24 protein-coding genes and 1 tRNA gene are annotated in these 23269 nt (G+C 62.9%); 8 read left to right on the plus strand and 17 right to left on the minus strand.

Features of this window, described 5'->3' with window-relative positions; all coding sequences use genetic code 11:
* Positions 1 to 530 precede the first annotated feature (530 nt).
* The 5 genes from AC6CIG_RS12325 to AC6CIG_RS12345 form a co-directional block, all read right to left on the minus strand.
* Positions 531 to 1676, minus strand: coding sequence for an alpha-hydroxy acid oxidase (locus AC6CIG_RS12325; protein ID WP_437407915.1), 1146 nt, complete (start codon positions 1674 to 1676; stop codon positions 531 to 533).
* Positions 1677 to 1767: 91 nt separating this feature from the next.
* Positions 1768 to 2385, minus strand: coding sequence for a hypothetical protein (locus tag AC6CIG_RS12330; protein WP_437407916.1), 618 nt, complete (start codon positions 2383 to 2385; stop codon positions 1768 to 1770).
* Positions 2382 to 2798 (minus strand): type II toxin-antitoxin system VapC family toxin, encoded by a 417-nt coding sequence (locus AC6CIG_RS12335; RefSeq protein ID WP_018094056.1) that lies wholly within the window; start codon positions 2796 to 2798, stop codon positions 2382 to 2384. Before AC6CIG_RS12335 ends, AC6CIG_RS12330 begins: the two co-directional genes overlap by 4 nt.
* Complete coding sequence (locus tag AC6CIG_RS12340; protein ID WP_018094055.1) at positions 2795 to 3058, minus strand: antitoxin; 264 nt, start codon at positions 3056 to 3058, stop codon at positions 2795 to 2797. The genes AC6CIG_RS12335 and AC6CIG_RS12340 overlap by 4 nt, the downstream gene beginning before the upstream one ends.
* Positions 3059 to 3232: 174 nt before the next feature.
* Positions 3233 to 3721, minus strand: coding sequence for a RidA family protein (locus AC6CIG_RS12345; RefSeq protein ID WP_437407917.1), 489 nt, complete (start codon positions 3719 to 3721; stop codon positions 3233 to 3235).
* 196 nt (positions 3722 to 3917) lie between these two features.
* On the opposite strand from AC6CIG_RS12345, the gene AC6CIG_RS12350 reads away from it, so the two are divergent.
* Entirely contained in the window at positions 3918 to 4616 is a 699-nt protein-coding gene (locus AC6CIG_RS12350) for a TetR/AcrR family transcriptional regulator (RefSeq protein WP_437407918.1), read from the plus strand.
* A gap of 174 nt (positions 4617 to 4790) precedes the next feature.
* On the opposite strand, the gene AC6CIG_RS12355 is transcribed toward AC6CIG_RS12350, so the two are convergent.
* From AC6CIG_RS12355 to AC6CIG_RS12380, 6 genes are all read right to left on the minus strand, one after another.
* On the minus strand, positions 4791 to 5159 hold the full coding sequence (locus AC6CIG_RS12355) for a VOC family protein (RefSeq protein WP_437407919.1): 369 nt from the start codon (positions 5157 to 5159) through the stop codon (positions 4791 to 4793).
* 59 nt (positions 5160 to 5218) lie between these two features.
* A tRNA-Arg gene (locus AC6CIG_RS12360) sits at positions 5219 to 5295 on the minus strand.
* 119 nt (positions 5296 to 5414) lie between these two features.
* Positions 5415 to 6896 carry an ATP-binding protein gene (locus AC6CIG_RS12365; protein ID WP_018094050.1) on the minus strand — a complete coding sequence of 494 codons (1482 nt, stop codon included), beginning with the start codon at positions 6894 to 6896 and terminating at the stop codon, positions 5415 to 5417.
* A gap of 21 nt (positions 6897 to 6917) precedes the next feature.
* Positions 6918 to 8339, minus strand: coding sequence for a dihydrolipoyl dehydrogenase family protein (locus AC6CIG_RS12370; protein ID WP_437407920.1), 1422 nt, complete (start codon positions 8337 to 8339; stop codon positions 6918 to 6920).
* Between the two features lie 22 nt (positions 8340 to 8361).
* Positions 8362 to 9162, minus strand: a complete 801-nt coding sequence (locus AC6CIG_RS12375) for a TVP38/TMEM64 family protein (RefSeq protein WP_437407921.1) — start codon at positions 9160 to 9162, stop codon at positions 8362 to 8364.
* Positions 9163 to 9406: 244 nt separating this feature from the next.
* Complete coding sequence (locus tag AC6CIG_RS12380) at positions 9407 to 11404, minus strand: methyl-accepting chemotaxis protein (protein ID WP_100669729.1); 1998 nt, start codon at positions 11402 to 11404, stop codon at positions 9407 to 9409.
* Between the two features lie 306 nt (positions 11405 to 11710).
* On the opposite strand from AC6CIG_RS12380, the gene rpmH reads away from it, so the two are divergent.
* The 5 genes from rpmH (at position 11711) to AC6CIG_RS12405 (ending at position 15534) form a co-directional block, all read left to right on the plus strand.
* The gene (gene rpmH / locus AC6CIG_RS12385) at positions 11711 to 11845 is read left to right on the plus strand and encodes a 50S ribosomal protein L34 (RefSeq protein ID WP_003531576.1); all 135 of its coding nucleotides are present in this window, start codon (positions 11711 to 11713) and stop codon (positions 11843 to 11845) included.
* Between the two features lie 21 nt (positions 11846 to 11866).
* Positions 11867 to 12265 carry a ribonuclease P protein component gene (rnpA, locus tag AC6CIG_RS12390; RefSeq protein WP_018094046.1) on the plus strand — a complete coding sequence of 133 codons (399 nt, stop codon included), beginning with the start codon at positions 11867 to 11869 and terminating at the stop codon, positions 12263 to 12265.
* Positions 12265 to 14049, plus strand: coding sequence for a membrane protein insertase YidC (yidC, locus tag AC6CIG_RS12395; RefSeq protein ID WP_437407923.1), 1785 nt, complete (start codon positions 12265 to 12267; stop codon positions 14047 to 14049). The genes rnpA and yidC overlap by 1 nt, the downstream gene beginning before the upstream one ends.
* A 164-nt stretch (positions 14050 to 14213) precedes the next feature.
* A complete protein-coding gene (yihA, locus tag AC6CIG_RS12400) occupies positions 14214 to 14867 on the plus strand; it encodes a ribosome biogenesis GTP-binding protein YihA/YsxC (RefSeq protein WP_018094044.1) in 654 nt (217 codons plus the stop codon).
* Positions 14868 to 14994: 127 nt separating this feature from the next.
* Entirely contained in the window at positions 14995 to 15534 is a 540-nt protein-coding gene (locus tag AC6CIG_RS12405) for a DUF1269 domain-containing protein (protein ID WP_437407924.1), read from the plus strand.
* Between the two features lie 73 nt (positions 15535 to 15607).
* Here AC6CIG_RS12405 and msrB read toward each other — a convergent pair whose 3' ends face one another.
* Positions 15608 to 16102: a peptide-methionine (R)-S-oxide reductase MsrB gene (gene msrB, locus AC6CIG_RS12410; RefSeq protein WP_498322767.1), complete on the minus strand. Its 495-nt coding sequence runs from the start codon at positions 16100 to 16102 to the stop codon at positions 15608 to 15610.
* Between the two features lie 504 nt (positions 16103 to 16606).
* Positions 16607 to 17320, minus strand: coding sequence for an anti-sigma factor (locus tag AC6CIG_RS12415; protein WP_018094041.1), 714 nt, complete (start codon positions 17318 to 17320; stop codon positions 16607 to 16609).
* A gap of 289 nt (positions 17321 to 17609) precedes the next feature.
* Between AC6CIG_RS12415 and argB the strand changes: the two genes are divergently transcribed.
* A complete protein-coding gene (argB, locus tag AC6CIG_RS12420) occupies positions 17610 to 18497 on the plus strand; it encodes an acetylglutamate kinase (RefSeq protein ID WP_018094040.1) in 888 nt (295 codons plus the stop codon).
* Between the two features lie 99 nt (positions 18498 to 18596).
* Here argB and AC6CIG_RS12425 read toward each other — a convergent pair whose 3' ends face one another.
* Genes AC6CIG_RS12425 through AC6CIG_RS12435 form a run of 3 tightly spaced genes read right to left on the minus strand, consistent with a single transcriptional unit; the run spans position 18597 to position 21505 of the window.
* Positions 18597 to 19367 (minus strand): isocitrate lyase/PEP mutase family protein, encoded by a 771-nt coding sequence (locus AC6CIG_RS12425; RefSeq protein WP_437407926.1) that lies wholly within the window; start codon positions 19365 to 19367, stop codon positions 18597 to 18599.
* Between the two features lie 37 nt (positions 19368 to 19404).
* A complete protein-coding gene (locus tag AC6CIG_RS12430; RefSeq protein WP_437407927.1) occupies positions 19405 to 20532 on the minus strand; it encodes a bifunctional transcriptional activator/DNA repair enzyme AdaA in 1128 nt (375 codons plus the stop codon).
* Positions 20533 to 20590: 58 nt separating this feature from the next.
* Positions 20591 to 21505 carry an EamA family transporter gene (locus AC6CIG_RS12435; protein ID WP_324762803.1) on the minus strand — a complete coding sequence of 305 codons (915 nt, stop codon included), beginning with the start codon at positions 21503 to 21505 and terminating at the stop codon, positions 20591 to 20593.
* 102 nt (positions 21506 to 21607) lie between these two features.
* Between AC6CIG_RS12435 and AC6CIG_RS12440 the strand changes: the two genes are divergently transcribed.
* Positions 21608 to 22321: a pyrimidine 5'-nucleotidase gene (locus AC6CIG_RS12440; protein ID WP_018094036.1), complete on the plus strand. Its 714-nt coding sequence runs from the start codon at positions 21608 to 21610 to the stop codon at positions 22319 to 22321.
* On the opposite strand, the gene AC6CIG_RS12445 is transcribed toward AC6CIG_RS12440, so the two are convergent.
* Positions 22322 to 23221 (minus strand): LOG family protein, encoded by a 900-nt coding sequence (locus tag AC6CIG_RS12445; protein ID WP_018094035.1) that lies wholly within the window; start codon positions 23219 to 23221, stop codon positions 22322 to 22324.
* Positions 23222 to 23269 lie beyond the last annotated feature (48 nt).

The following is a 23269-nucleotide window of genomic DNA, read 5'->3' on the forward strand; positions in this document are numbered from 1 at the left end:
CTTATATGCAAATAACCAGAACATTTTAGGGGGTTTGATTGCGGGATAGTTCGTCACCGTCGCCAGAACTCGGCGCCTTTGCCGGCTCCGCCGAAGCGCAAATCAGCGAACCTTCATTCAACCTAAGGAAGAACACGCGCACAGTAACGAGCCGTCTTCGTGCGCCGGTACAACCTTGGAATCGTTCTCGAAAATGACGGAATAACCGCTTCCTCTTGCAGGTTTCGTGATCCGCAAGACATCAGCCGCGTTCCGCGGGCTCAGGTCATAGGCGGACATATGGAGCGTGCCCGGTGTTGCCGCCGAAACGCCGGTTTCCGCTCGTGAGGCCGTCGGTCCTGCCTGGCAGTGGCGCTCAGAGGGCGATTGCCGTCATGGATATGGCGATGCAGGACGCGCTTCCCGCGGGAGTGAGCATCCCCAAAAGCCGCTTGCCCTCGAAGGTGAGAGATGATTCGGAAAATTTTTACGAGGCAGGCTTCAGTCCGCCTGCGTCATCCGCATGCGCCGCGGCAATGCAAGGTGCATTCTCACCGGAAACGCAGGTTTTCCTTTGTAAGCTCGTCGACCGACGAGCAGCCCATCAGCTTCATGCCGCGTTCGATCTCGATGCGCATCAGTTCCAGCGCCCGTTCGACGCCGGCCTGTCCTGCCGCAGCGAGCGGGAAGAGATAGTAGCGGCCAAGGCCGACCGCCTTCGCTCCCAGCGAGAGCGCCTTGAGCACATGGGTGCCGCGCTGCACGCCGCCGTCCATCATCACATCTATCCTGTCTCCAACGGCCTGAACGATCTCGTCAAGCTGGTCGAATGCGGTGCGTGAACCGTCAAGCTGGCGCCCGCCGTGATTGGAGAGCACGATTCCGGTGCAGCCGATCTCGACAGCGCGCTTGGCATCCTCGACCGAAATCACGCCTTTCAGACAAAACTGGCCGCCCCAGTGCTGCACCATCTCGGCGACGTCGTCCCAGGACATCGACGGATCGAGCATCTCGGTGAAGTAGCGGCTTATCGACATCGCGCCGCGGCCCATATCGACATGGCTTTCCAGCTGCGGCAGCCTGAAAGGCTCATGGCGAACGTAATTGACCGCCCAGGAGGGCTTGATCGCAAATTGCGTGATGCCGGCGAGATTGAGCTTGAAAGGAATGGCAAACCCCGTGCGCTTGTCGCGCTCGCGATTGCCCCCGGTGATGCTGTCCACCGTCAGCATCATCACCTCGATGCCGGCCTGCTTGGCGCGCGCCATCATCTCGCGGTTCAACCCACGATCCTTGTGGAAGTAGAACTGGTAGACCTGCGGGCCGTCGCAGATCCGCCGGGCCTCTTCCAGACTGACGGTGCCGAGCGAGGAGACGCCGAACATCGTGCCGAACTTCGCCGCCGCTGCCGCCACCGCGCGTTCGCCCTGATGGTGGAACAGACGCTGAAGCGCGGTCGGCGAGCAATAGACGGGCATCGCCAGCCTTTGGCCCATCACCGTCACCGACATGTCGATATCGCCGACGCCGCGCAGGACATTCGGAACCAGATCGCAGCCCTCGAACGCAGTCGTATTGCGCCGGTAGGTGACCTCGTCATCGGCCGCGCCATCGATGTAGTTGAAGATCGGCGACGGCAGGCGCTGCTTTGCCATCCGACGGAAATCGTGGAAATTATAACAATCTTTCAGACGCATCTGCCCCTCGGACCCGAACGGCGGAATCAATAGCACTTTTTCGATAGAGCGGAATGAGGAAATCAAACGAGCCCCGGCGGGAATCCGGCGCTCAGTCCGTCGTCGAGCCGGCAATGATGGTGAGGCGGCGCATGGATGGTATGTGGATACTGAACAGGAAGACGCCCCACCATTCGGCGCCGTCATCGAAATAGTCCGAAACCTCCGGCAGCCGCATGTCGGACCAGTCGAGAATTTCGCTCGCGCGGTGCGGCGGCAATATGAAGTCCCTGATCTCCTCGAACACCGCCTGCACCTCGCCGGGCCTGGCGTCGAGCGGATAGGGCGGACTGGAGAAAGCGTAGGCGAACTGCCCGCCGGTTTCGGGGCAGGCGCTTGCGCCCGAGATGATCTTCACACCGTCAAGCGAGCTCAAGACCGGATCCGTCAGCTGCGATCCGTCGGCGGTCTTATAACGGCCGAGCCTCAGCAGGTTGCCGCTGTCCGGGTCGTACCAATCGCCGAAGAATGCCTTTTCGGTGATGCGCCGGCTTCCCAGAGCGCGCAGCTTCCCCGCATCGTACCTATGGAAGTGGCGCAACGCCTGCGGGATTGCCGAAAGCACCTCCTCCGCCGTACCGCCTGCATTCTCGAAGACCGCGAAATCGAGGACACCCAGCATGTCATCGAAGCGTTCAAAGGCAGGCGGCAGCTTCTCGATCCGGTTCATTTCAGTTTTTGGTCCGTCCAGTCGTCCGTCTTCAGGGACTCCGCAACCCGTGTAAAAGCTCTGTCGCGGGTCACAAGGACCGCTTCGAACGCGATCGCATGGGCAGCAATCATCATATCGAGGGGCGCGAGAGCCGCGCCCTTGGCTTCACAGGCAGCGCGCAGGTCGCCATAGCTTCGGGCGGCGGCGCGATCCCAAGGCAACACGTCTACACGAAGAAGGAATTGCCTGACCCGTTCAGATAGCGTCCTGGGATCGCCTCGCTTGGCGAGACCGTAGAGCAACTCCCCCTCGGTTACGGATGATACGACAATGTCCGAGATGGGAAGCGAAACCAACCGATCGAGGATCTCGGGGCGGTCACCCTTGATGACATGACTGGCAATGTTGGTATCGAGCATCCACAGGCTCATTCCTTCCAGCCCTCGAACGGATCTCTATCCTGCGAAGGCTGCTTGCGGTCGGCCGGCCCCAGGAAGTCGTCCCCGACCTGATCCTTGCCATAGAGTTCAAAAAGACCGTCCCATGAATCCGGCTTGCGTGACAGAATGACATCACCGGTCTTCGGATCACGACGAACGAACACCTCGCTGCCCTCGAAGCGGAACTCTGCAGGGAGCCTGACGGCCTGGCTGCGGCCGCTGGCAAATATCTTGGCTGTTTTGGTTGCCATGGTAACCTCCGCTTTCGATATCTATCATGATATATACCAGCAGAAGATACCTATCAAGCGCAGGACATCGAGGGGGACTTTCGAGACGCTGCCGATCCGTCCAGGTCGGCGGCGTTCGGCATTTCTACCCATGGCACCCGCCCCCGTTGGCACGCGCCTGATATCTCGTCGCGACTATTTCAGAACGACAACGGCTTCGACTTCGAAGAGCATGGGGTCGATTGCAAGCTTGGGAACGGGAACCAAAGTCTGCGCCGGCAGCGCCGCGCCGAACATTTTCTTGACGTTGCTGGTCAGCACCTCAAGCTTGGACATGTCGTGATCGACGACGAAGATCGTGAGTTTGGCGACCTGATCCGGCCTGGCACCGAGCGCGTCGAGGGCCGTGCGCAGATTTGCATAGGCCTGCTCGACCTGGACAGCGAAGTCCGGCGACAAGGCTCCGCTGCTGTCCTGGCCGCCCTGCCCGGAAATATAGGCCAACCGGCCCTCGCGGGGCACGATCACTGCCGTGCTGTAGCCGTTCGGCGTCGGGTCGTAGAGGTTTTGCGGGTTGACGATGGTCAGCTTGAGATCATTCTCATTCGCTGTCGTGGCAGTGGGGACGCCGGTGGTCATGATGATCAGCCCTCCGATAAGCAGATGCGTGATTGCGCGTGACATGTTTTTTCTCTCGGGTCCGGGGCTGCGCGCAATGGGCCTCGCCGCCTTCGGGATTTGAACTTTTGCTGCCGCATGATCTGATGACTCGTACGGTGTACCATTCACTCGCATCGTACATAGTACGAGTCAACCGTTCAGGATCGACTTTCGTCGCCTTGTCGGCTTAAATCGGCATTCTGATCAGCAAGGAAGACGGATGACGGCCAAACGCAGCGGCGCCCGGAGCAAACGGCCTCAGCGGACAGGCGTATCGCCACCGCCCGCGCAGGAGGCGCGCAGTGAACCCTCTCTCTCCCGGCAGCGTATCGTGGCGACCGCGGTAGAACTGCTGGACGCTCAGGGAATAGACGGATTGACGATGCGTCGGCTGGCCGATCGCCTCGGCTCGGGCGTGATGAGCCTGTACTGGCACGTCGACAACAAGGAGGATGTCTTCGATCTGGCACTGGACTCGGTGCTCGAATACCGGAGACCGCCACAGCCGGTCGGGTCTCACGACTGGCGCGGAGAAGTCGTTCACATGCTCGAGGACTGGCGCGCCAGCATGCTGCGCCATCCCTGGTCGGCATCTCTGCTGCCGCGCCGGGCGCTCGGCCCGAACATCCTCGGCCGCCTGGAACTGCTGGGCAGAACCTTGTCCGGAGCCGGTGTAGCCGACGCAGATCTGAACGTCGCGATATGGTCGCTCTGGAACTATGTGATGGGCGCCACCGTCACCCGGGCGAGCTTCGACGTCTCGGACGATGACAGGGCCGCGGCACAGCAGCGCCTTACATGCCTCAACGAACACTACGCGACGATCGGACGCTCCCGTCTGCTGCTGGACAACGATTGGGACGGCGCCTTCCGGAAGGGCCTCGACTTCCTGCTAGACGGCCTCGCGCCGAGACACTGAGCGTTCGGGTTTGCTGAGGCCGTTGCGGCATGATCATGTGAATGGATGTTGGACAGAGAGTTCCGCGGGCGGCCTGAGTGACCGTTTCGGGTGGAAATTCGCGTCGACGCCCTTGGACGTGAACGGGCAAGAAGCGGACGGTAACGGCCATTTGGATTTCGGCCGTGACGGTCGTCACATCGGCTCTCCGATTTCGATTATGTGCCCATCCGGGTCGAAGAACCTGAACACGCGTTGCCCCCAAAATTGTCGCCTGACCTCGTGAATGAGGTCGACATGCTCAGCGATACGCTTGAACGCCGCGTCGAGATCTTCGTCCTCAAAATAGAGAACGAGATTCCGCCGCCCATAGGGAGCATCTTCGTCCCGGCACTCTCCAAAAACTGTTTGGTGCAATGAGGTGCCTTCGTGAATGGCAAACCCATCGTCGAAACGGACAAAGTCGCCATGATCTTCCAATATCCGAAGCTGTAACACTTCAGAGTAGAACCTTTTCGCACGGCCGATGTCAGCCACAAAAGGCAGAGGATTCACGAATTTCATGGCAACTTTCCCACAGACCTATTCGGAGAGTGAAGAGGGCGGAGATGATGTGGAAAGAATGGCGCACCCGAAGAGATTCGAACTCCTGACCCCCAGATTCGTAGTCTGGTGCTCTATCCAGCTGAGCTACGGGTGCGTGCCTGGAAGCGGTGACCACCGCTTGCGTGGCGATCCTCTAAAGCGTCCTTTCGGCGATTGCAAGCGCCTTCGGGAAAAAATTTCATTTTTACGACGATGCCGGGAAGGGACGGAATCTCAGGAACGTCCCTTGGCGCGGAAGGCATCGAGCCGCACCGGGCGGTCCGGCAGTTCTATGCGAAACAGCGTGCCGGGAGTGGGCTTTTCGACGAGCGCGATCGTTCCGCCATGGGCAAGCACCAGTTCGCGGGCGATTGCCAGACCCAGGCCCGTTCCGCCGGAGCGCGCCGAGCCGCGGAAGGCGGCGAAGAGATTTTCGCGGGCCTTGGCAGGCATGCCGGGGCCCGTGTCGTCGATCGAAATGGTCACTACGCTGCCGGTACGCAACGCGGAAACCGAGATCCGCCGCTCGGAGCCATCCTCCGGCTTGTAATTGGCCAGCGCCTCGACCGCGTTGCGACAGATATTGTGGACGATACGGAACAGCTGCTCGCTGTCCGCGTCGACCTCGATGTCGTCGCGGATCTGTATCTCGAACTCGATACCGTCCTGGCGATCGACGGCGAGCAGTTCGGCTACGTCCTCGACCAGCGGCCGCAGCGCCAGGAAACGGCGATGCGGCTCGGCCTCCGTCGTGCGGCCGTAGGAGAGCACTTCGCGCGTATAGCCGACAGCGCGGTCGATGGTCCGGAGCAATGTCGGCGCGAAGCGCTTGACCACGGGATCGTCGACATCGGCCAGGCGATCGGAAATGAGTTGCGCGGAGGACAGGATGTTGCGCATGTCGTGGTTGATCTTGGAAACGGCAAGGCCGAGCTCCGCAAGGCTCTTCTGCTGCTTCAGGGTTCTCTGCAATTCGCGCTGCATGCTCGCCAGGTGCTGACCGGCGACCGCCAGTTCGTCCTTGCCTTTCGGCGGGACCAGCACGCGCTCGGGGCTCGACGGCTCGTCCGAAAACTCCTGCATGCTCTTGGTCAGCCGCCTGATCGGGAGAATCAGCATGCGATTGATGGCCAGGAAGATCAGCGCCGCGGTGATCAGCGAGATGACGATCGACAGGAGGAAGACGTTGCGCGAATAGACGAGCATGGCCGTGCGCAGCTTGGCGTCCTTCATCACCAGCTCGATCGTCGCATCGCCTTCGCCCAGCGGGCCATAGACGCGCACCACCCGGTTGCCGCCGAAGATGAGCGTGTCGAAGGCGTCCCGGATCGCGCCGAGAGCCGTGAAGTTGGCTATGTCGTATTCGCCGTCGATCGCGGGGGGCATGTCGACGCTGGCGATCATCCGGGAGGCGTCCTTGCGGCGGATGACGATGGCCTTCGTCCCGGTCGCCATCAGGGTTTCGCGCTGCACGGCGCGGGGCAGCTCGACATTCTGAAGCCCGTCGACCACGACGGCGGCCGCCGCCACGGTGTTCAGGCGGTCCTGAAGCCAGCGTATGCGCATATTGGCGACGGAAGGCACGAAGATCAGTACCTCGGCCAGCATCACGAAGGCGACCGTAAGCAGCAGCAATTTGCCGGAAAGCCCGCCAAGAAAGCCGACCGCCCCTCGAGGTGCCGCACTCGCATTGGCCGGACGTGCGTCTTCTACCATAAGCCCAAAAGATTCCCTGGATCAGCCGAAATTCCGCAGAAACCGGATAGCGGTCCGCAGAAGGCGATTTCGCGCCATGGGGGAATAATAGGAGATAGCCGCCTGTTTTCCAATCTCCGAGAGAGTCGGATAGGGTGCGACATAAGTCTGGAAATGCCTGAGGGTCAGGCGGTTGGCGACGGCGAAGGCCCAGAGACCGATCATCTCCCCCGCTCCAGGGCCTGCAATGGCGGCGCCGAGTATCCGCCCGCGCCTGCCGACGACGATCTTTATCAGCCCTCGATCCAATCCGTCGGTGCGGGCGCGATCACTCGCGGAAAAGTCCAGGCGAACGGTTCTGCCCCGCTGGGCGGTCTCCCGCGCGCGCTCCTCCGTCAGCCCCACCTGCGCCAGTTCGGGCGCGGTGAAGATCACCTGCGGAACGATGGCCGTCCTCTCGCGTCCCGGCAGGCGGAAAAGGATCTGCTGCAGCACCAGCCGGGCGTGATAGCTCGCCTGATGCGTGAAGAGGCCGCCCGCCGCATCTCCGACGGCATAGACGCGGCGGTTGCTCGTCCGCAGGTCCGCCCCGACCTCTATGTGCTTCGGGCCGTGGCGGATGCCGGCCGCATCGAGATCGAGCGGTCCGTGATTGGGGGCACGACCGGCAGCCACCAGCAGGTCGCTCCCTTCGATCTCGAAAGGGCCGCTCTCGTTCTCGCAGAAAAGCCGGACGCCCGTCTTTGTTTGCTCCGCCGAGCGGATCTCCGTGCGCTCGTGCAGGAGCATGCCTTCCGCACGCAGCCCGTCGAGCACGATCGCCGCCAGCTCGGGATCCTGGCCGGATAGAGCCGCGGCCCTGTCCACGACCGTGACATCGGCGCCCAACCGGCGGTGAGCCGCGGCCATCTCCAGGCCGACCGCGCCCGCGCCGATGACGACGAGATGTCGCGGCAGGCGTTTCAGGCCGAAGAGCGTTTCGTTGGTGAGAAACGGCGTCTCCGCAAGTCCAGGGATCGGGGGAACGGCGGGGGAGGAGCCGGCGGCGATCACAAAGCGGCGGGCGCGGATCAGATGGTCGCCGGCAGCGACCGTGCGGTCGTCTACGAAGCGGGCCGTTTCCTTGATCACCTCGACGCCGAGGCTGGTGAAGCGCTCTACGGAATCATGCGGCGCGATGCCTTCGATGACGGACTGTATGCGCGCCGTCAGCCGCTCGTGATCGACGACCGGTCCCGCCGCGGCAATGCCGAATTCCGCAGCCTTGCGGATCGCTTCCGCATGCTTGGCTGCTGCGATCAGGGCCTTTGACGGCACGCAGCCGTAATTGAGGCAATCGCCGCCCATCCGGCCGTGCTCGACCAGAGCGACGGGCACGCCGAAAGCGGCCGCCCCGGCGGCCACGGAGAGCCCGGCGGCACCGCCGCCTATCACACATATATCGGGTGTCAGTATCCTGCCCACGCTTGCCTGCCCCTCGACTGCGTCACGCCTGCTTGCGGCGCGACTGTATTAGCCTGAACGCCAGAGGCAACGCCGCAATGAACGCAAGAGCGACGAGCGCCAGCGAAACGTCGGTAGTGACGAAATCGGAAAGGGCGAGCTCGCGGCCGCTCTCGGATGCCAGGGCGATCACGTCGCCGAGGCCGCAGCCGAGCCAACTATAGGCCAGAGTTCCCGGCACGATGCCGACCAGCGTTGCCATCGCATAGGTGCGAAGCTTCACCTCGAAAAAGGCGGGCGCGATATTGATCACGAAGAAGGGGAAGACCGGCGCCAGCCGCAGGACGAGCAGATAGAAGAAGGCATTGGCCTGGAACCCCTCGGCAAAGCGCTCCAGGAATCCGCCGGCGCGGCGCCTGAGAAGGTCGCTGAAGGCGCCGCGGGCGGCGACGAAAAGAAGGCAGGCTCCAAGGGTTGCGGCGAGAACCGCCACGGCTGCGCCGGCAAGCCACCCGAACAGGAAGCCGGCCGAAACCGTCAGCACCGATGCCGCCGGAATGGAGAAGACCACGGCCGCGACATAGATAGCGAAGAAGATGAGACCGGACCGGAGCGGATGAGCGCCGACATGGGCGGCGAGCGTCTCATGCTGGTCGGCGAGCGCAGACAGCGAGACATAGTCCTGCAGACCGTAAGCATAGCCGAGGGCACCGCCGGCAAGGAGAAGCGTGATCGGTACGAAGCGCCAGGGAGAGCGGCGACGAACGGGCTCCAGCTCTCCCCTGCTCGATGCGTGTTCGAGAGCCGGACCTTCTTTTGCCCCGTTGCCGATACTATGGGTCATGCGATTTGCCTTCGGTGCGATTCTGCCCTCGAGTTAGAAGGATTTCACCCCCGAAACCAATAACGAATGGTCGCGCCGGCAAACGACGCCGTGACCGAGCCGCAGCGGCAAGTCACGCCCGCGTGAAAGCGCCGGCAGCTTCTCACAGTGCGGCCCGCACGGCGAATTTCCGCTCGCGGCGATCGCCAGATCGCCGCGAGCATAGCTCCTGTTACGCAACTCGAGCGCGCCGCGGCAGGCGGACTCAGAACTCTTCCCAGTCGTCGCGAGCGACCGCAGCGGAGCCGTTGCCGAATGCGCGCGCAACCGTGCCCATCATGCGGCGGGCGGGCGAGGCCACCGGGCGGCTCGCTTCCCTTGCCGGCGCGACCGTACGCACCGCCTCGCGCTCGACCTTGAAGTAGGCGATGAGGTTGGCGAGATTGTCGGCCTCGGCGGACAGCTTATGCGTGGCGGCGTTCGCCTCCTCCACCATGGCGGCGTTGCGCTGGGTGACCTGATCCATCTGGTTGACCGCGGTGCTGACCTCGCCGAGACCCGTGGCCTGCTCGCGTGCGGCCGTCGCGATCGAATGGATGTGATCGTTGATCTTGAGGACGCGCGTCTCGATCTGACCGAGTGCGGCTCCCGTCGCCTGGACGAGCTTGACGCCGGTGGCCACTTCGCCGCCCGATTTGGAAATCAGCGACTTGATATCCTTGGCGGCGCTGGCTGCACGCTGGGCGAGTTCGCGGACCTCCTGGGCAACGACGGCGAAACCCTTGCCGGCATCCCCTGCGCGCGCCGCCTCGACGCCGGCATTGAGGGCCAGCAGGTTCGTCTGGAAGGCGATCTCGTCGATGACGTTGGTAATCTGGCCGATCTCGCTCGAAGCCTGTTCGATGCGGCCCATGGCATCGATGGCGTTGCGGACGACCGATGCCGACTCCGCTGCGCTGTCCTTCGCCTCCGTGACCATGACGGTCGCTTCCTGGGCCCGCTCCGTAGAATTGCGAACCGCGGCGGTTATCTCGTCGAGCGCCGCCGAAGTTTCCTCCAGGGCGGCGGCCTGCTGTTCAGTCCGCTTGGACAGGTCGTCGGCGGCACTGCGCAACTCCGTAGAGTTCCCGTTGATCGAGTCCGTCGTCATGCGGACCTCGCGCAGGGTCTTCTGCAGGGTCTGCAAGGTATCGTTGACGTTCGTCTGCAACTCGGCGAAGGCGCCCTGGAACTGGCCCTTCATGCTTTGCGTGAGGTCGCCCGTCGCCAGGCTCGCAATGACCCTCCGGGTCTCGGCGATGCCCGTATCGACGCTGTTGACCAGTTCGTTGACGCTCGCCGCAAAACGGTTGAGGTCGTCGTTGTCGTAGTCCTTGCCGATGCGCCTGGTGAAGTCCCCTGCCGCAGCCGCCGCGACGACCGTGGCGATGCTCGACTGCAGGTCCGCGCTCTTTTCGCGCAGGACCTCTTCCTGGGCGTTGAGCTCTCGCACGGCGAGGCTGTTCTGCTTGAAGACTTCGACCGCCGCCGCCATGTCGCCGATCTCGTCCTTGCGCCCGGCGAAGGGCACATCAACCGAGAGATCGCCGCCGGCAAGCAGCTTCATCTTGCCCGTCAGATCGAGAATCGGGCGGCTGAGGTGATTGGTCGCAATATAGAAGGCGGCGCCGATCCCGGCCAGCATGCCGAGTGCTGCCGTTGCAAGGACGATCAGCACGATCGAGCGCTTGTAGTCGGCAAGATCCGCGGTGATCGTCTGAAGCGAGGCAAGGTTCTCGTCGACGACCACGTCGATTTCCGCCTGGAACGCCTTGCGGTTGGCCCGGTTCGCCTCGTTGTTGCCCTGCTCGTTGGCCGCTTGCGGCGCGACCTGCGTGCCGAGGCGAGCCGTCTCGCTTCGGAACGTCTTGAATTCCTCCGCGCGCTGGACGAGGGTATCGAAGGCGGGCAGGACGTCGGCGGGCACCAGCGGCCGCCACTCGGTGAGCAGCGCGTCGATCTTGTCGAGGTTCTTGAGAATTCCCTCGGCGAAAGGCTTTGCCTTCTCGACCGTCGGCGCTGCATAAATACCCCGCGCCTCCATCACCACCGCCGTTACCAGGCGATTGAGCCTCTCGCCCTTGAAGGCCCGGTCGGATGCGTTCTGGTATTCACCGAGCCGTTGGTTGTACTCGCTCACGATCAGCAACGACATGCCGGTGATCGCTATCGCCAGCAGACTCATGATGCCGACGATGAGGTTTATCTTTCCACGAATTTTCATGTCCTGTCCCTGTCCCCAGCCGCATACTCGCCTAAAACGGGAAAGTAACTCACGGCTTACACGCTACTAAGTAAATGCTAAAATGCGCGTGGTTAACAAAGCACCCATCGGGCCCACTCATTTTAGGATGTCATGCGGCGATCATGAGCACGCCGCCGGCGTCTGGGAATTGACTTTATCGGGTTTTTGTCCCTATAAGCCGCGCACGTCCGGTGGAGCCGCCCGTTGGCGGAGCCATGCCCGGCGCGTAAACGCTCTTGCATCATGCAAACCCAAGAAGGACCGCACACCGCGGTATTTAAATAAATGAAGCGTACCTACCAACCGTCCAAGCTTGTTCGCAAGCGCCGTCACGGCTTCCGTGCACGTATGTCCACCAAGGGTGGGCGCAAGGTCCTCACAGCCCGCCGGGCTCGTGGCCGCAAGCGTCTTTCGGCGTAAGCCGAATCTGCCCGAAACCTTATGTCCGGGCAAATGACGACAGATAAAGACAAGACGGCTGTCGGGCGGCTGAAAAGCCGTCCGCAGTTTTTGGCGGTCCGGGCTGGAGAAAGCCGCAGAGGCCCGCTATTTCTCCTCGAAGTTCTCGACCGGAACGATCCGGAGGGAGAAGCCCGCGTCGGCTTCACCGTTACCAAGAAACACGGCAATGCCGTCGAGCGAAACCGAATGCGCCGACGCCTCAAGGAAGCCGTGCGGCTTTCGGCCGGGTTTGCAATGAAACCCGGACACGACTATGTGATTGTCGCCCGGCGCGATCTCCTGAATGCCCCTTTCGACGCATTGACTCGGGCGCTTCGGGATCGCATCGAAAACAAGCCGAAACAGAAGCGGCCACCGGCCGGTTCCAGGAAATCATGATGGAAAACAACCGCAATTATTTCGTGGCGATCGCCCTTTCCGTGCTGATCCTTATCGCCTGGCAGTTCTTCTATGTCAGCCCGAAGATGGAAAAGGACCGCATTGCCGCGGAACAGGCGCAGCAGGCGCAACAGACCCAGCAACAGCCAGGCGCTCAGCCGGCTGCACCTGGACAGGCGCTGCCCGGCGGTGCGATCCCGAGCGCAGGCGAAAGCCGCGATCAGGCAATCGGCAAATCGGCCCGCGTGGCGATCGACACGCCGGCGCTTTCCGGCTCCATCAACCTGACCGGCGCACGCTTCGACGACCTGAAGCTCAAGGGCTACCACGAAACCGTCGACCCGAAGAGCCCGGTCATCACGCTCTTCAGCCCGGCGGAGACCGCCGACGGCTATTTCACGGAAATCGGCTATATCGGATCGGACGCGACCGGATCGGTTCCGGGGCCGCAGACCACATGGACGCTTTCGGGCGGCGACAAGCTCACCCCTTCGACGCCGGTGACGCTGAGCTATACGAACGACAAGGGCATCACCTTTTCCCGGACCATCTCGGTCGACGACCGCTACATGTTCCAGGTGGTCGACAGCATCAAGAACGAGACCGCCGCGCCGGTTTCCCTGTCTTCCTACGGCCGCGTCACGCGCTTCAACAAGCCGACGACTCCGAGCATCTACGTGCTCCACGAGGGCTTCGTCGGCGTTGCGGGAGAGCATGGCCTCCAGGAAGTCGGCTATTCCAAGGTCGAAGACGACGAGCCCGTCGAACCGGGTAAGTCGACCGGCGGATGGTTAGGCATCACCGATAAATACTGGGCCGCGACGATCGTGCCGCCGCAGGCGACGCCCTTCGACATCCGGTTCTCGCATTTCGCCGACGGGCGCCCCCGTTACCAGAGCGACTACAAGAGCGATGCGGTGACGGTTGCCCCCGGCCAGTCCGTGGAGCTGAAGAACCTCGTCTTCGCCGGTGCCAAGGAAGTCCCGGTCGTCGACAATTACGAAGTGGCCTATTCGATCCCCAACTTCGACAAGCTGATCGACTGGGGCTGGTTCTACTTCATCACCAAGCCGATGTTCAAAATGATGGATTTCTTCTTCCGTCTCTTCGGCAATTTCGGCATCGCGATCCTGATCACCACGATCGTCGTCAAGCTCATCTTCTTCCCGCTCGCCAACAAGCAATACGCATCGATGGCGAACATGAAGAAGGTTCAGCCGAAGATGGAGGAGCTGAAGAAGAAATTCGGCGACGACAGGATGGGGCTGCAGCAGGCGATGATGCAGCTCTACAAGGAAGAGAAGATCAACCCGCTGGCGGGCTGCTGGCCGATCCTCATCCAGATCCCGGTGTTCTTCGCGCTGTACAAGGTGATCTACGTCACCATCGAGATGCGGCATGCGCCCTTCTTCGGATGGATACAGGATCTCTCCGCGCCCGATCCGACGACGATCTTCAATCTCTTCGGCCTCCTGCCCTTCGATGCTCCGTCCTTCCTGCATCTCGGCGTCTGGCCGATCATCATGGGCGTCACCATGTTCCTGCAGATGCGCATGAACCCGACGCCGCCGGACCCGACCCAGGCGATGCTCTTCACGTGGATGCCGGTGGTCTTCACCTTCATGCTGGCATCGTTCCCGGCCGGTCTCGTGATCTACTGGGCCTGGAACAACACGCTGTCGATCCTGCAGCAGGGCATCATCATGAAGCGTCAGGGCGTCAAGGTCGAACTCTTCGACAATCTGAAGTCGCTCTTCTCGAAGAAACCGAAACCGGCGGAATAGAGCACTTCCAGGAAGCGCAGTGAAAGAGTTGGAAGCCCCGGTGCGACGCGTTCCGGGGCTTTTCCTTTCGATTTCCAGAGCGCCGCCGGCGCCGCCCGGGCGCTCTCAAGCTTGACAAGCCTCTGCAAAAGCATGATGCCGAGGCCAAAGAGGAACGCCAGAACATGTCCGGGACGAACAAGCAGAATGCCGCAAGCGTCTTCGGCCGGCCGTGGATCTTCATCCGCGGCGTGCCGTCGATGAAGTTCCTGCCGCCGGAGGGACCGACGGAGATCGCCTTTGCCGGCCGCTCCAATGTCGGCAAGTCGTCGCTGATCAACGCGCTCGTGGGCCATAAGGGCCTTGCGCGCACATCGAACACGCCCGGCCGCACCCAGGAACTCAACTATTTCGTGCCGGACGGCTATTCCGGCGAAGCCGACGACCTGCCGCCGATGGCGCTCGTCGACATGCCGGGCTACGGCTACGCGCAGGCTCCCAAGGAACAGGTCGACGCCTGGACGAAGCTGGTGTTCGACTATCTGCGCGGCCGCTCGACGCTGAAGCGCGTCTACGTGCTGATCGACGCGCGCCACGGCATCAAGAAAAATGACGAGGACGTGCTGGCACTCCTCGACAAGGCTGCGGTTTCCTATCAGATCGTGCTGACCAAGACGGACAAGATCAAGGCGGCCGGCGTGCCGCGCCTCGTCGGGGAAACGCTCGAAAAGATCAAGAAGCGGCCGGCGGCCTTTCCGGAAGTGCTGTCGACATCGTCGGAAAAGGGCGAAGGCATCGAGGACCTCCGCGCGGCGATCGAGCTTGCCGTAACGCGCTGAGGCGCGGAACGGCGCCGCCGAAGGGCGATCCCCTCGTCTTCGACCTCCGTCACTACCCTGACATGAAAAGCGCTCTATCTCTGCTTCGCGGCGGCAGATTGTCTGCCCGAAGGATCAGGAGAGAGACATGTCCGATTTGATTGTCGTGGGATTCGATTCGACGGATGAGGCCGACAAGGTCCTCTTGAAGCTCAACAGCCTGAGGAAGGAGTATCTGATCGATCTGGAAGATGCGGTCGTCGTCGTCCGCGACGCCGAAGGCAAGGTGCATCTGAAGCAGAGCATGAATCTGACCACCGTCGGAGCCACGTCCGGCCTCCTTTCCGGCTCCCTCTGGGGCGGGCTCGTCGGGCTGCTCTTCCTCAATCCGCTCGCGGGTTTCGCCCTCGGCGGCGCTATCGGCGCGGGTGCCGGTGCGCTTTCCGGCTCGCTTGTCGATTACGGGATCGACGACGACTTCATCAAGTCGCTCGGCAACACCATCCCGAACAATTCCTCGGCGCTCTTCGTCCTGGTGCGCAAGGTGCAGCCGGAAAAGGTGCTGGCCGAATTCTCCGGCCTGCGCGGCCGCGTACTGAAGACGTCGCTCTCGCCGGAGCAGGAACTGAAGCTTCAGGCAGCCCTTTCCGAGGCGCAGACGCCGTCGCCGCAGGCGGGAACATTCTGATCGGTTGCTGGAGGCGATCGGCCCTCGTCGCACAACGATCTTCTCGCCGGAGCCGGCGGGACGATCGCCGCGCTCAGGCAGTTTCCGGTACGAATGACAGGGAGAGCCCGTTGATGCAGTGCCGCTTGCCGGTCGGCGGCGGACCGTCGTCGAAGATGTGGCCGACATGGCCGCCGCAGCGGCGGCAGTGGCATTCGGTCCTGGTCATGAACAGGGTATCGTCCTCGCGCGTGCCGATCGCGCCGGGAAGCGCCTGCCAGAAGCTCGGCCAGCCGGTACCGCTGTCATATTTCGCCTCGGAGGAATAAACGGGCAAGGCGCATCCCGCGCAGTGAAAGACGCCGTTTCGCTTTTCATCGTCGAGCGGGCTGCTGAACGGCGGCTCCGTGCCCTCCTCCCGCAAAATGCGATAGCGGTCCTCGCCGAGCAGCGCCCGCCACTCCGCGTCGGTCCTGGTGATTTCGAAGGCTTCGCCGGCGACGGCGCGCATGGGCCATACCAGACCGCGCAGGGTGATCACCGCGGCCAGGGCCGCGCCCGCCATCAGCAAGTCGCGCCGGCTGATCATCGGAACCTCCATCGGGCGATGCAACTGGCATTGGCCGAATCTGGAGCGAGAGGCGGAAGTGCCTCGTCCTCCCGCAGCCGGTCCGGCCTGATATCGTAATTTACCGCATCGGCCCGAAAATCGGTATCGATTTCCGGAAAGCACGATGCGTCGATACGACAAATTGAATTAAGGCTTGTTGAGATTCGGGATACCCGCCACGGCCGGTTGGATTTCCTCATTCCTGTGCTCGTCACAGGATGAGAGCAGCGCCGCCTCTGCGGCGCGGAAGAGCCTTTCCAGCCCAAGGACTTGGACTGGCTGGATTCCTGTGACAAGCACAGGAATGAGGAAGAGGGGAGATTGCAGTCCTCCGAAAGTTCCCACAGCGCCGCTGTGCCGACAAACCGACCAGAGTTGCAGCAGCCGACATGAACTCAAACTTTGTGCGTCCACGCGGGCGCACGGCGCTCAAAGCGGCCGCGGCACTCCTGCCGTGACTGCGTGGCCCGTATGGAAGGAGACTTAGAAAGCGCGCGCGGTGCCTTGCGCGATGACCTCACCGGTGGGCGAGCCGGTCGCCGAGCCGCCCAGGGGCTCGACACTGACGGAGAGCCTGGAGCCGCTGGCAATCCGGCTTCGCATTCCCGGCTCAAGCACGATTTCCCCCTCGCCGGACGGCGGCAGCACGCCGAGCGAGACCGGCGGATCGTCACCTTTGATCAGCCAGAGTTCGAGCGATTTCTCCTCCATCTGTCCGGCGGCGGCCGGCGACAGTCTGAGGCGCCCCGTAGCCGGTTCGAAGTGCGTGACGAGGTTGACGGCGCTGCCTTGCGCTTCGAGGCTCGCAACGAGTTGCGTACCGCCTCGGCGATCGCTGAAAAGTCCGGCCACCGCGCCTGCCATTACGACGACAGCCGAAAGCGATACCAGCGCGACGCTGCGCCAAAGGGGAAGCGAGCCCCAGATACCGCGGGGGTCGTCTGCGCCCCGGCCCGCTTCGAAGACCGCGTGCTCGGAGGAGCGAAACCTGCGGCGCGGCGCGACCGATTCATAGGCGTCGCCGAAGGCCGCAAGATTGTTCTGCCAGCGGATGACCATGGCGGCGAAGTTTCGGTCCGTTGCCATGCGCGCCTCGGCCTTGCGACGGTCCTCGGCAGACAGCGCGCCGAGCACGTACTCTCCCGCGATCACCTCGTCGCGGCGGGAATCTCCGCTTTCGGGCTTCTGCGTCGTCATGGCTTCCTGCACTCTCTCAGCTTTAGAAGGCCGGCACGATTCCCTTCGATCTCTTCCAGGCAGGCGTCGATGCGCCTATTCTCGGGACTGCGGCGGTCCTTTCCGGATCAAAGCAGGATCAGTCAAATCGCCAGCGCCGTCAATCGGCTTCTCGGCCATGCCGCGCACGCTGCGAGCACTTCGGCTCAGCCAGGCGACCGCCGTCACAATGGCTTTATGTTGCGCCCGGATCATTCCATCCGTCAGAGAGTTGCGCTAAACAGCAGCCGGTATTTTTCGAGGATCCGCCATGTCCGCATCAGAAAGTGAAATTCAGGCCCGCCTGCTCGCCCAGGCCCTGCCCTACATGCAGCGCTACGAGAACAAGACGATCGTCGTCAAATACGGCGGCCACGCCATGGGCAATGCCGACCTCGGACGCGCCTTTGCCAGCGATATCGCGCTTCTGAAGCAGTCCGGCGTCAACCCGATCGTCGTTCACGGCGGCGGCCCTCAGATCGGCGCCATGCTCAACCGGATGGGCATCGAGTCCAAATTCGAGGGCGGTCTCCGCGTCACAGACGAAAAGACCGTCGAGATCGTCGAAATGGTGCTTGCCGGGTCGATCAACAAAGAGATCGTCGCGCTCATAAACCAGACGGGCGAATGGGCGATCGGCCTTTGCGGCAAGGACGGCAACATGGTCTTTGCGGAAAAGGCGAAGAAGACCTTCCGCGACCCGGATTCCAACATCGAGCGCGTGCTCGACCTCGGCTTCGTTGGCGATGTCGTCGAAGTCGACCGCACCCTTCTCGATCTGCTCGCCCGCTCCGAGATGATACCGGTGATCGCGCCGGTGGCGCCGGGACGGGACGGCCACACCTACAACATCAACGCGGACACTTTTGCCGGCGCCATCGCCGGCGCCCTCAATGCGACGCGCCTTCTCTTCCTGACCGACGTTCCGGGCGTTCTCAACAAGAAGGGCGAACTCATCAAGCAGCTCTCGGTCGCCGAGGCGCGGGCGCTGATCGCCGACGGCACCATCTCGGGCGGCATGATCCCGAAGGTGGAGACCTGCATCGAGGCGATCAAGGCCGGCGTCCAGGGCGTCGTCATCCTCAACGGCAAAACGGCACATTCGGTGCTGCTCGAAATCTTCACCGAGCACGGCGCAGGCACGCTGATCGTGCCGTGAGGCGCGCCTTGTTGGCGTGCCCCTTACCCTAACCTTTCTCCCGTCTTGACGCGTCATGACGGGGAAAGGGTCGCGGCAGCGGGATGAGGGACCAATCTCTTACCTCGTCCCGTAAACATTCTCCGCCTCGCCGCGCAGCCGGGCGATCATCTCCCGGTATGGGAACGGCCCATAGCTCACCCGCCCGACGCCGGCGGCCGCAAGCGTGGCAATGTCCGGCGCCCCCGGCTTCATCATCACATTGACCGGCAAAGGTGATGCCGCACAGAGCCTGGCGATGAGGTCCCGATCGGCGAGGCCCGGTGCGAAGAAGCCGCTCGCGCCCGCATCCGCATAGGCCTCGGCGCGGGCGATCGCGTCCTCCATCAGGCCCGCGTGGCGCGCCGCATCGCTTTCCTGCAGGAAGAGGTCGGTGCGGGCGTTGACGAACAGTGCGATGCCCTGTCGCTCCGCCATCTCGCGGATCGCGCGGATGCGAGCCGCCTGCTTGTCGATCGGATGGACGCCGCCCCTGCCAACCATCTGGTCCTCGAAATTGATGCCGATCCCGCCCGCATCGATCACTTGCGCGACATTGGCCGCGGCCTGGGCCGGGTCCTCCGAATAGGCGCCCTCGAAGTCCACCGAGAGCGGGAGGTCCGTTGCCGCGACGATCTCGCGCACGGTCTCGAGCAGCAGAGGCAGCGGCAGCTTCTGCCCGTCTCCGTATCCATGTGCCGCCGCGACCGACCAGCTCCCGGTGGCGAGCGCCTTGGCGCCGGCCTCGGCCACGCACCGGGCGCTGCCTGCATCCCAGATGTTGTACAGAACCACCGGATCGCCTTTCCGGTGCAGTGCCCCGAAGGCGAGCGCTCTTTCTTCCTGGCTCATCGTATCTTCTCCCAGTCCGTCAGGTTGATCGTATCCGTTACATCGTTGGAGCGGCGGCCCGCGCAGGCATCTCCCGGTCCCACTCTCCGAAAAGCCCCACAGGACGCATTCTGCCCTCGTGGCGAAGCAGCCATTGCTTGCGCCGGAGCCCGCCCCCATAGCCCGTCAGCGATCCGTCAGCGCCGATGCAACGGTGGCATGGCACGACGATTGCGAGGCAGTTGGAGCCGTTGGCCCTGGCCACCGCACGCACCGCCTGCGGGGTGGCGACCTTCCGCGCGATGTCGCTGTAGGAGCGTGTCTCGCCCACGGGTATCGCAACGAGTTCTGCCCATACCTGACGCTCGAAGGCACTGCCGTCGAGGGCGAGCGGTGTCCGAAAATCGGCCGAGCGCCCGGCGAAATAGTCGTTGAGCTCGCGCTCCACCTGATCGATGGGCGGCGTTCTGCCGGGCACCACCGCAGAGTGCGTCTTTCGCTTGAGGCTCTCCATTTCGGCCGGGAGGGCCTTGCGATCATGGAACTCGATGAGGTGAAGATGCGTCTGGTCGGCAACCGCCACCATGGGGCCCAGCGGCGTCTCTATCCAATCGGCAAAGAGCAGCACGCGCCCCTGCGATTTCGCGGGAGCCTGTCCGATCAGCCGCCCGAAGGCGGCGCGAAAACCGCTCGGCGACTCATAGCCTGCATCGATCTGCGCCTCGATGACACTGGCGCCGCCGGAGAGCTGGCGTGCGGCCTCGCCCATTCGCCGCTGGCGGGCGAGATCGAGAAAGGTGACGCCGAGGGATCGCTTGAAGGCGCGCCGCACTGTCGACGGATCGAAGCCGCGCCGCACGAGATCGCCCTCCGTCCAGCGATGCTCCGGCCGGCGGTCGAGCAGCTCGACAAGCTCCTTGACGAGCGGATCTTTCCCGGATGCATCTTCCAGCGGGCGGCAACGTCGGCACGGCCGGAAGCCGGAATTGATGCAGGCGGAAATGCTGTCGAAGAACAAAGTGTTCTCCCGCTTCGGCTTGCGGGCGGGACATGAGAGCCGGCAGAAGATGCCGGTGCTCTTGACGCAAACGAAGGCCTGGCCCTCATAATCGGAACTGCGGGCCAGCAGCGCATCGTAAAGGATATCGTCGTTCGGCAGATCGAAAAGCATATTGCTTTGTAGCATCAGCCACACGCGCCGTCCGCCGAAATTCGGGCATCTATTCGTGCCGCTTGCCGAGCCCTCACAAGACGAGCAGCATGACCACGCCGAGCACGATGAGCAGGCAGCCGAGCAGTTCGAGCCGGTTGATCCACTCCCGGAAGATGAAGAAGGAAGAGGCGAAGGTGAACAGCATCTCCACCTGAGCGACCACCTTGACGATCGCCGCCTGCTGCAGCGTCATCGCCGCGAACCAGCCGAAGGAGGCCGAGGCGCCGACGAAGCCCACGACGAAAGCGGGCTTCCAGGCGGCGCCTATGCGTTTCAGTTCGTCGCGTTCACGCGCGACGATCCACAAAAGCATGACGATCGTCTGAAGCAGGATGACGAAGCCGAGCGTGAAGCTCGCCTGGATCACATAGTCCGGCTGAGGCAGACTCGGCTCCAGCGCCAGCGAGGCCGAGCGGTAGGACACCGCCGAGAGACCGAAGAAGGTACCGGAAAGCAGCCCCATGCCCGCCGTGCGGCTGAAGACCGATGCAAGCAGCGAGCGCGCGCTGAGCGTCGTTCGGGCGACGGAGATCAGCATGACGCCCACCACCGAAATGGCGATCGCAACCAACGCTCCCTGGCTCGCCTTTTCGCCGAGGAAGATCAGCCCGAAGAGCGCCGCCTGTGCCGGCTCGGTGCGGGAATAGGCCGTGCCGACCGCGAAATTGCGGAAGGAGAAGAGATGGACGAGCAGGAAGGTCGCGGCGATCTGCGCCAATCCGCCGACCACCGCCCAGAGATAGAAAGTGCCGTTCGGCACCGGCAGCTGATGCCCGCCTACGCGCCAAAGCAGGACGAGGTAGAGAAGCGCGAAAGGCAGTCCGAAACCGAAGCGCACGAAGGTCGCGCCGGTGGTGCCCATGACGCCCTTCAGGTGCTTCTGCATGGCGGAGCGGACATTCTGAAGGAAGGCCGCGGCGACGGTGATGAGAACCCAGGTTTCCATATTTGCCCGCTAGCACGCAGGCCGAAAACAATCCATGGCCAATCGGGGTACAGGTGAACAAACCGTTTTGCTTCGCAAGGCCGCCCGTGTCATAAACCCGCCATGAAGAAGCTCGACCGCCTGCCGACCCACGCCGAATTCGCCCATGTCACCGACTGGGTCTTCGACCTCGACAACACGCTCTATCCGCATCACGTCAATCTGTTCTCACAGATCGACCGCAACATGACGGCCTATGTTGCCGAACTCCTGTCGCTGGAGCCTGCGGAGGCGAAGAAGCTGCAGAAGGAATACTACCGCGACCACGGCACCACGCTTCAGGGCCTGATGCTTCATCACGGCATCGACCCCAACGATTTCCTCGAAAGAGCCCACGCCATCGACTACAGCGTGGTGCCGGCCGACCCGGCGCTCGGCGAGGCGATCAAGGCGCTGCCCGGACGCAAGTTCATCTTTACCAACGGCAGCGTCGCCCATGCGGAGATGACCGCGCGGGCGCTCGGCATCCTCGACCATTTCAACGATATCTTCGACATCGTCGCCGCCGGCTTCATACCGAAGCCCGCCGGCGACACCTACGACAAGTTCATGGGCCTTCACCGCATCGACACGGCAAATGCGGTCATGTTCGAGGATCTGCCGCGCAACCTGGTCGTCCCGAAGGCGCTCGGCATGAAGACGGTGCTGCTCGTGCCGCGCAATCTCGAATACGAATTTGCCGAGGCCTGGGAAACGTCGAGCGACGCGGACGATCAGATCGACTACGTCACGGAAGATCTGGCGGCTTTCCTCCGCAGGGTGGTTTCGGCGGCGTAACTACCGCCGTCCGGACGCCATCGGGACCGAGCGGGGGTCGATCTTCTCGTAGAACCCTGCAATGATCTCCCATGCCTCTTCGGCCGTCTCCACGAAGTGCAACAGGTCGATGTCGTTGGGCGCGATGGTTCCGAACTCGGCCAGCGCCTCGAAATTGATGATGCTGCGCCAGAACTTCTCGCCGAAGAGGATGAGCGGCACCAGGGCAAGCCGGCCGGTCTGCATCAGCGTCATGGTTTCGAACAACTCGTCGAGCGTGCCGAAGCCGCCCGGGAAGACCGTGACCGCCTTGGCGCGCAGCAGGAAGTGCATCTTGCGGATGGCGAAATAGTGGAAATTGAAGGACAGGTCCGGCGTGACGAACTGGTTCGGCGCCTGCTCGTGCGGAAGCACGATGTTCAGGCCGATCGAAGGTGCGCCGACGTCGGCTGCGCCGCGGTTCCCCGCCTCCATGACGCCGGGACCGCCGCCCGTGACCACCACGTATTCCTTGTAATCGAGCTTTGCCGACTGCTCCGAGCACAATCGCGCGAACTTGCGCGCCTCGTCATAATAGACCGACGCAGCCTCGAGATTCTTGCGCTGAATGTCGTTCTTGGCGGCCCAGGCCTCGCCGCCGGGCTCCGGAATGCGCGCCCCGCCGAACATCACCACCGTGGAGTTGATACCGCGCTCCTCGAGCATCATCTCGGTCTTCAGGAGCTCGAGCTGCAGGCGGACGGGCCTCAGTTCCTCACGACACAGGAAATCGTCGTCGATATAGGCGAGACGATAGGTGGGCGAAGCCGATTGCGGCGTCAAAGGCACGCTCGATGCACGTTGCCTGCTCTGGGAGCTGTCTGCCAGCGGATCCCAGACCCCATCCTTGCGGCGCAGAGTCCGCTTCTTCATGCGTGCCATGTTTCGTTTCCCGTCGCGTTTCGAACACCCGAGACCTCGTCCGGACGC

This window comes from Sinorhizobium sp. GQ132, assembly GCF_059758575.1.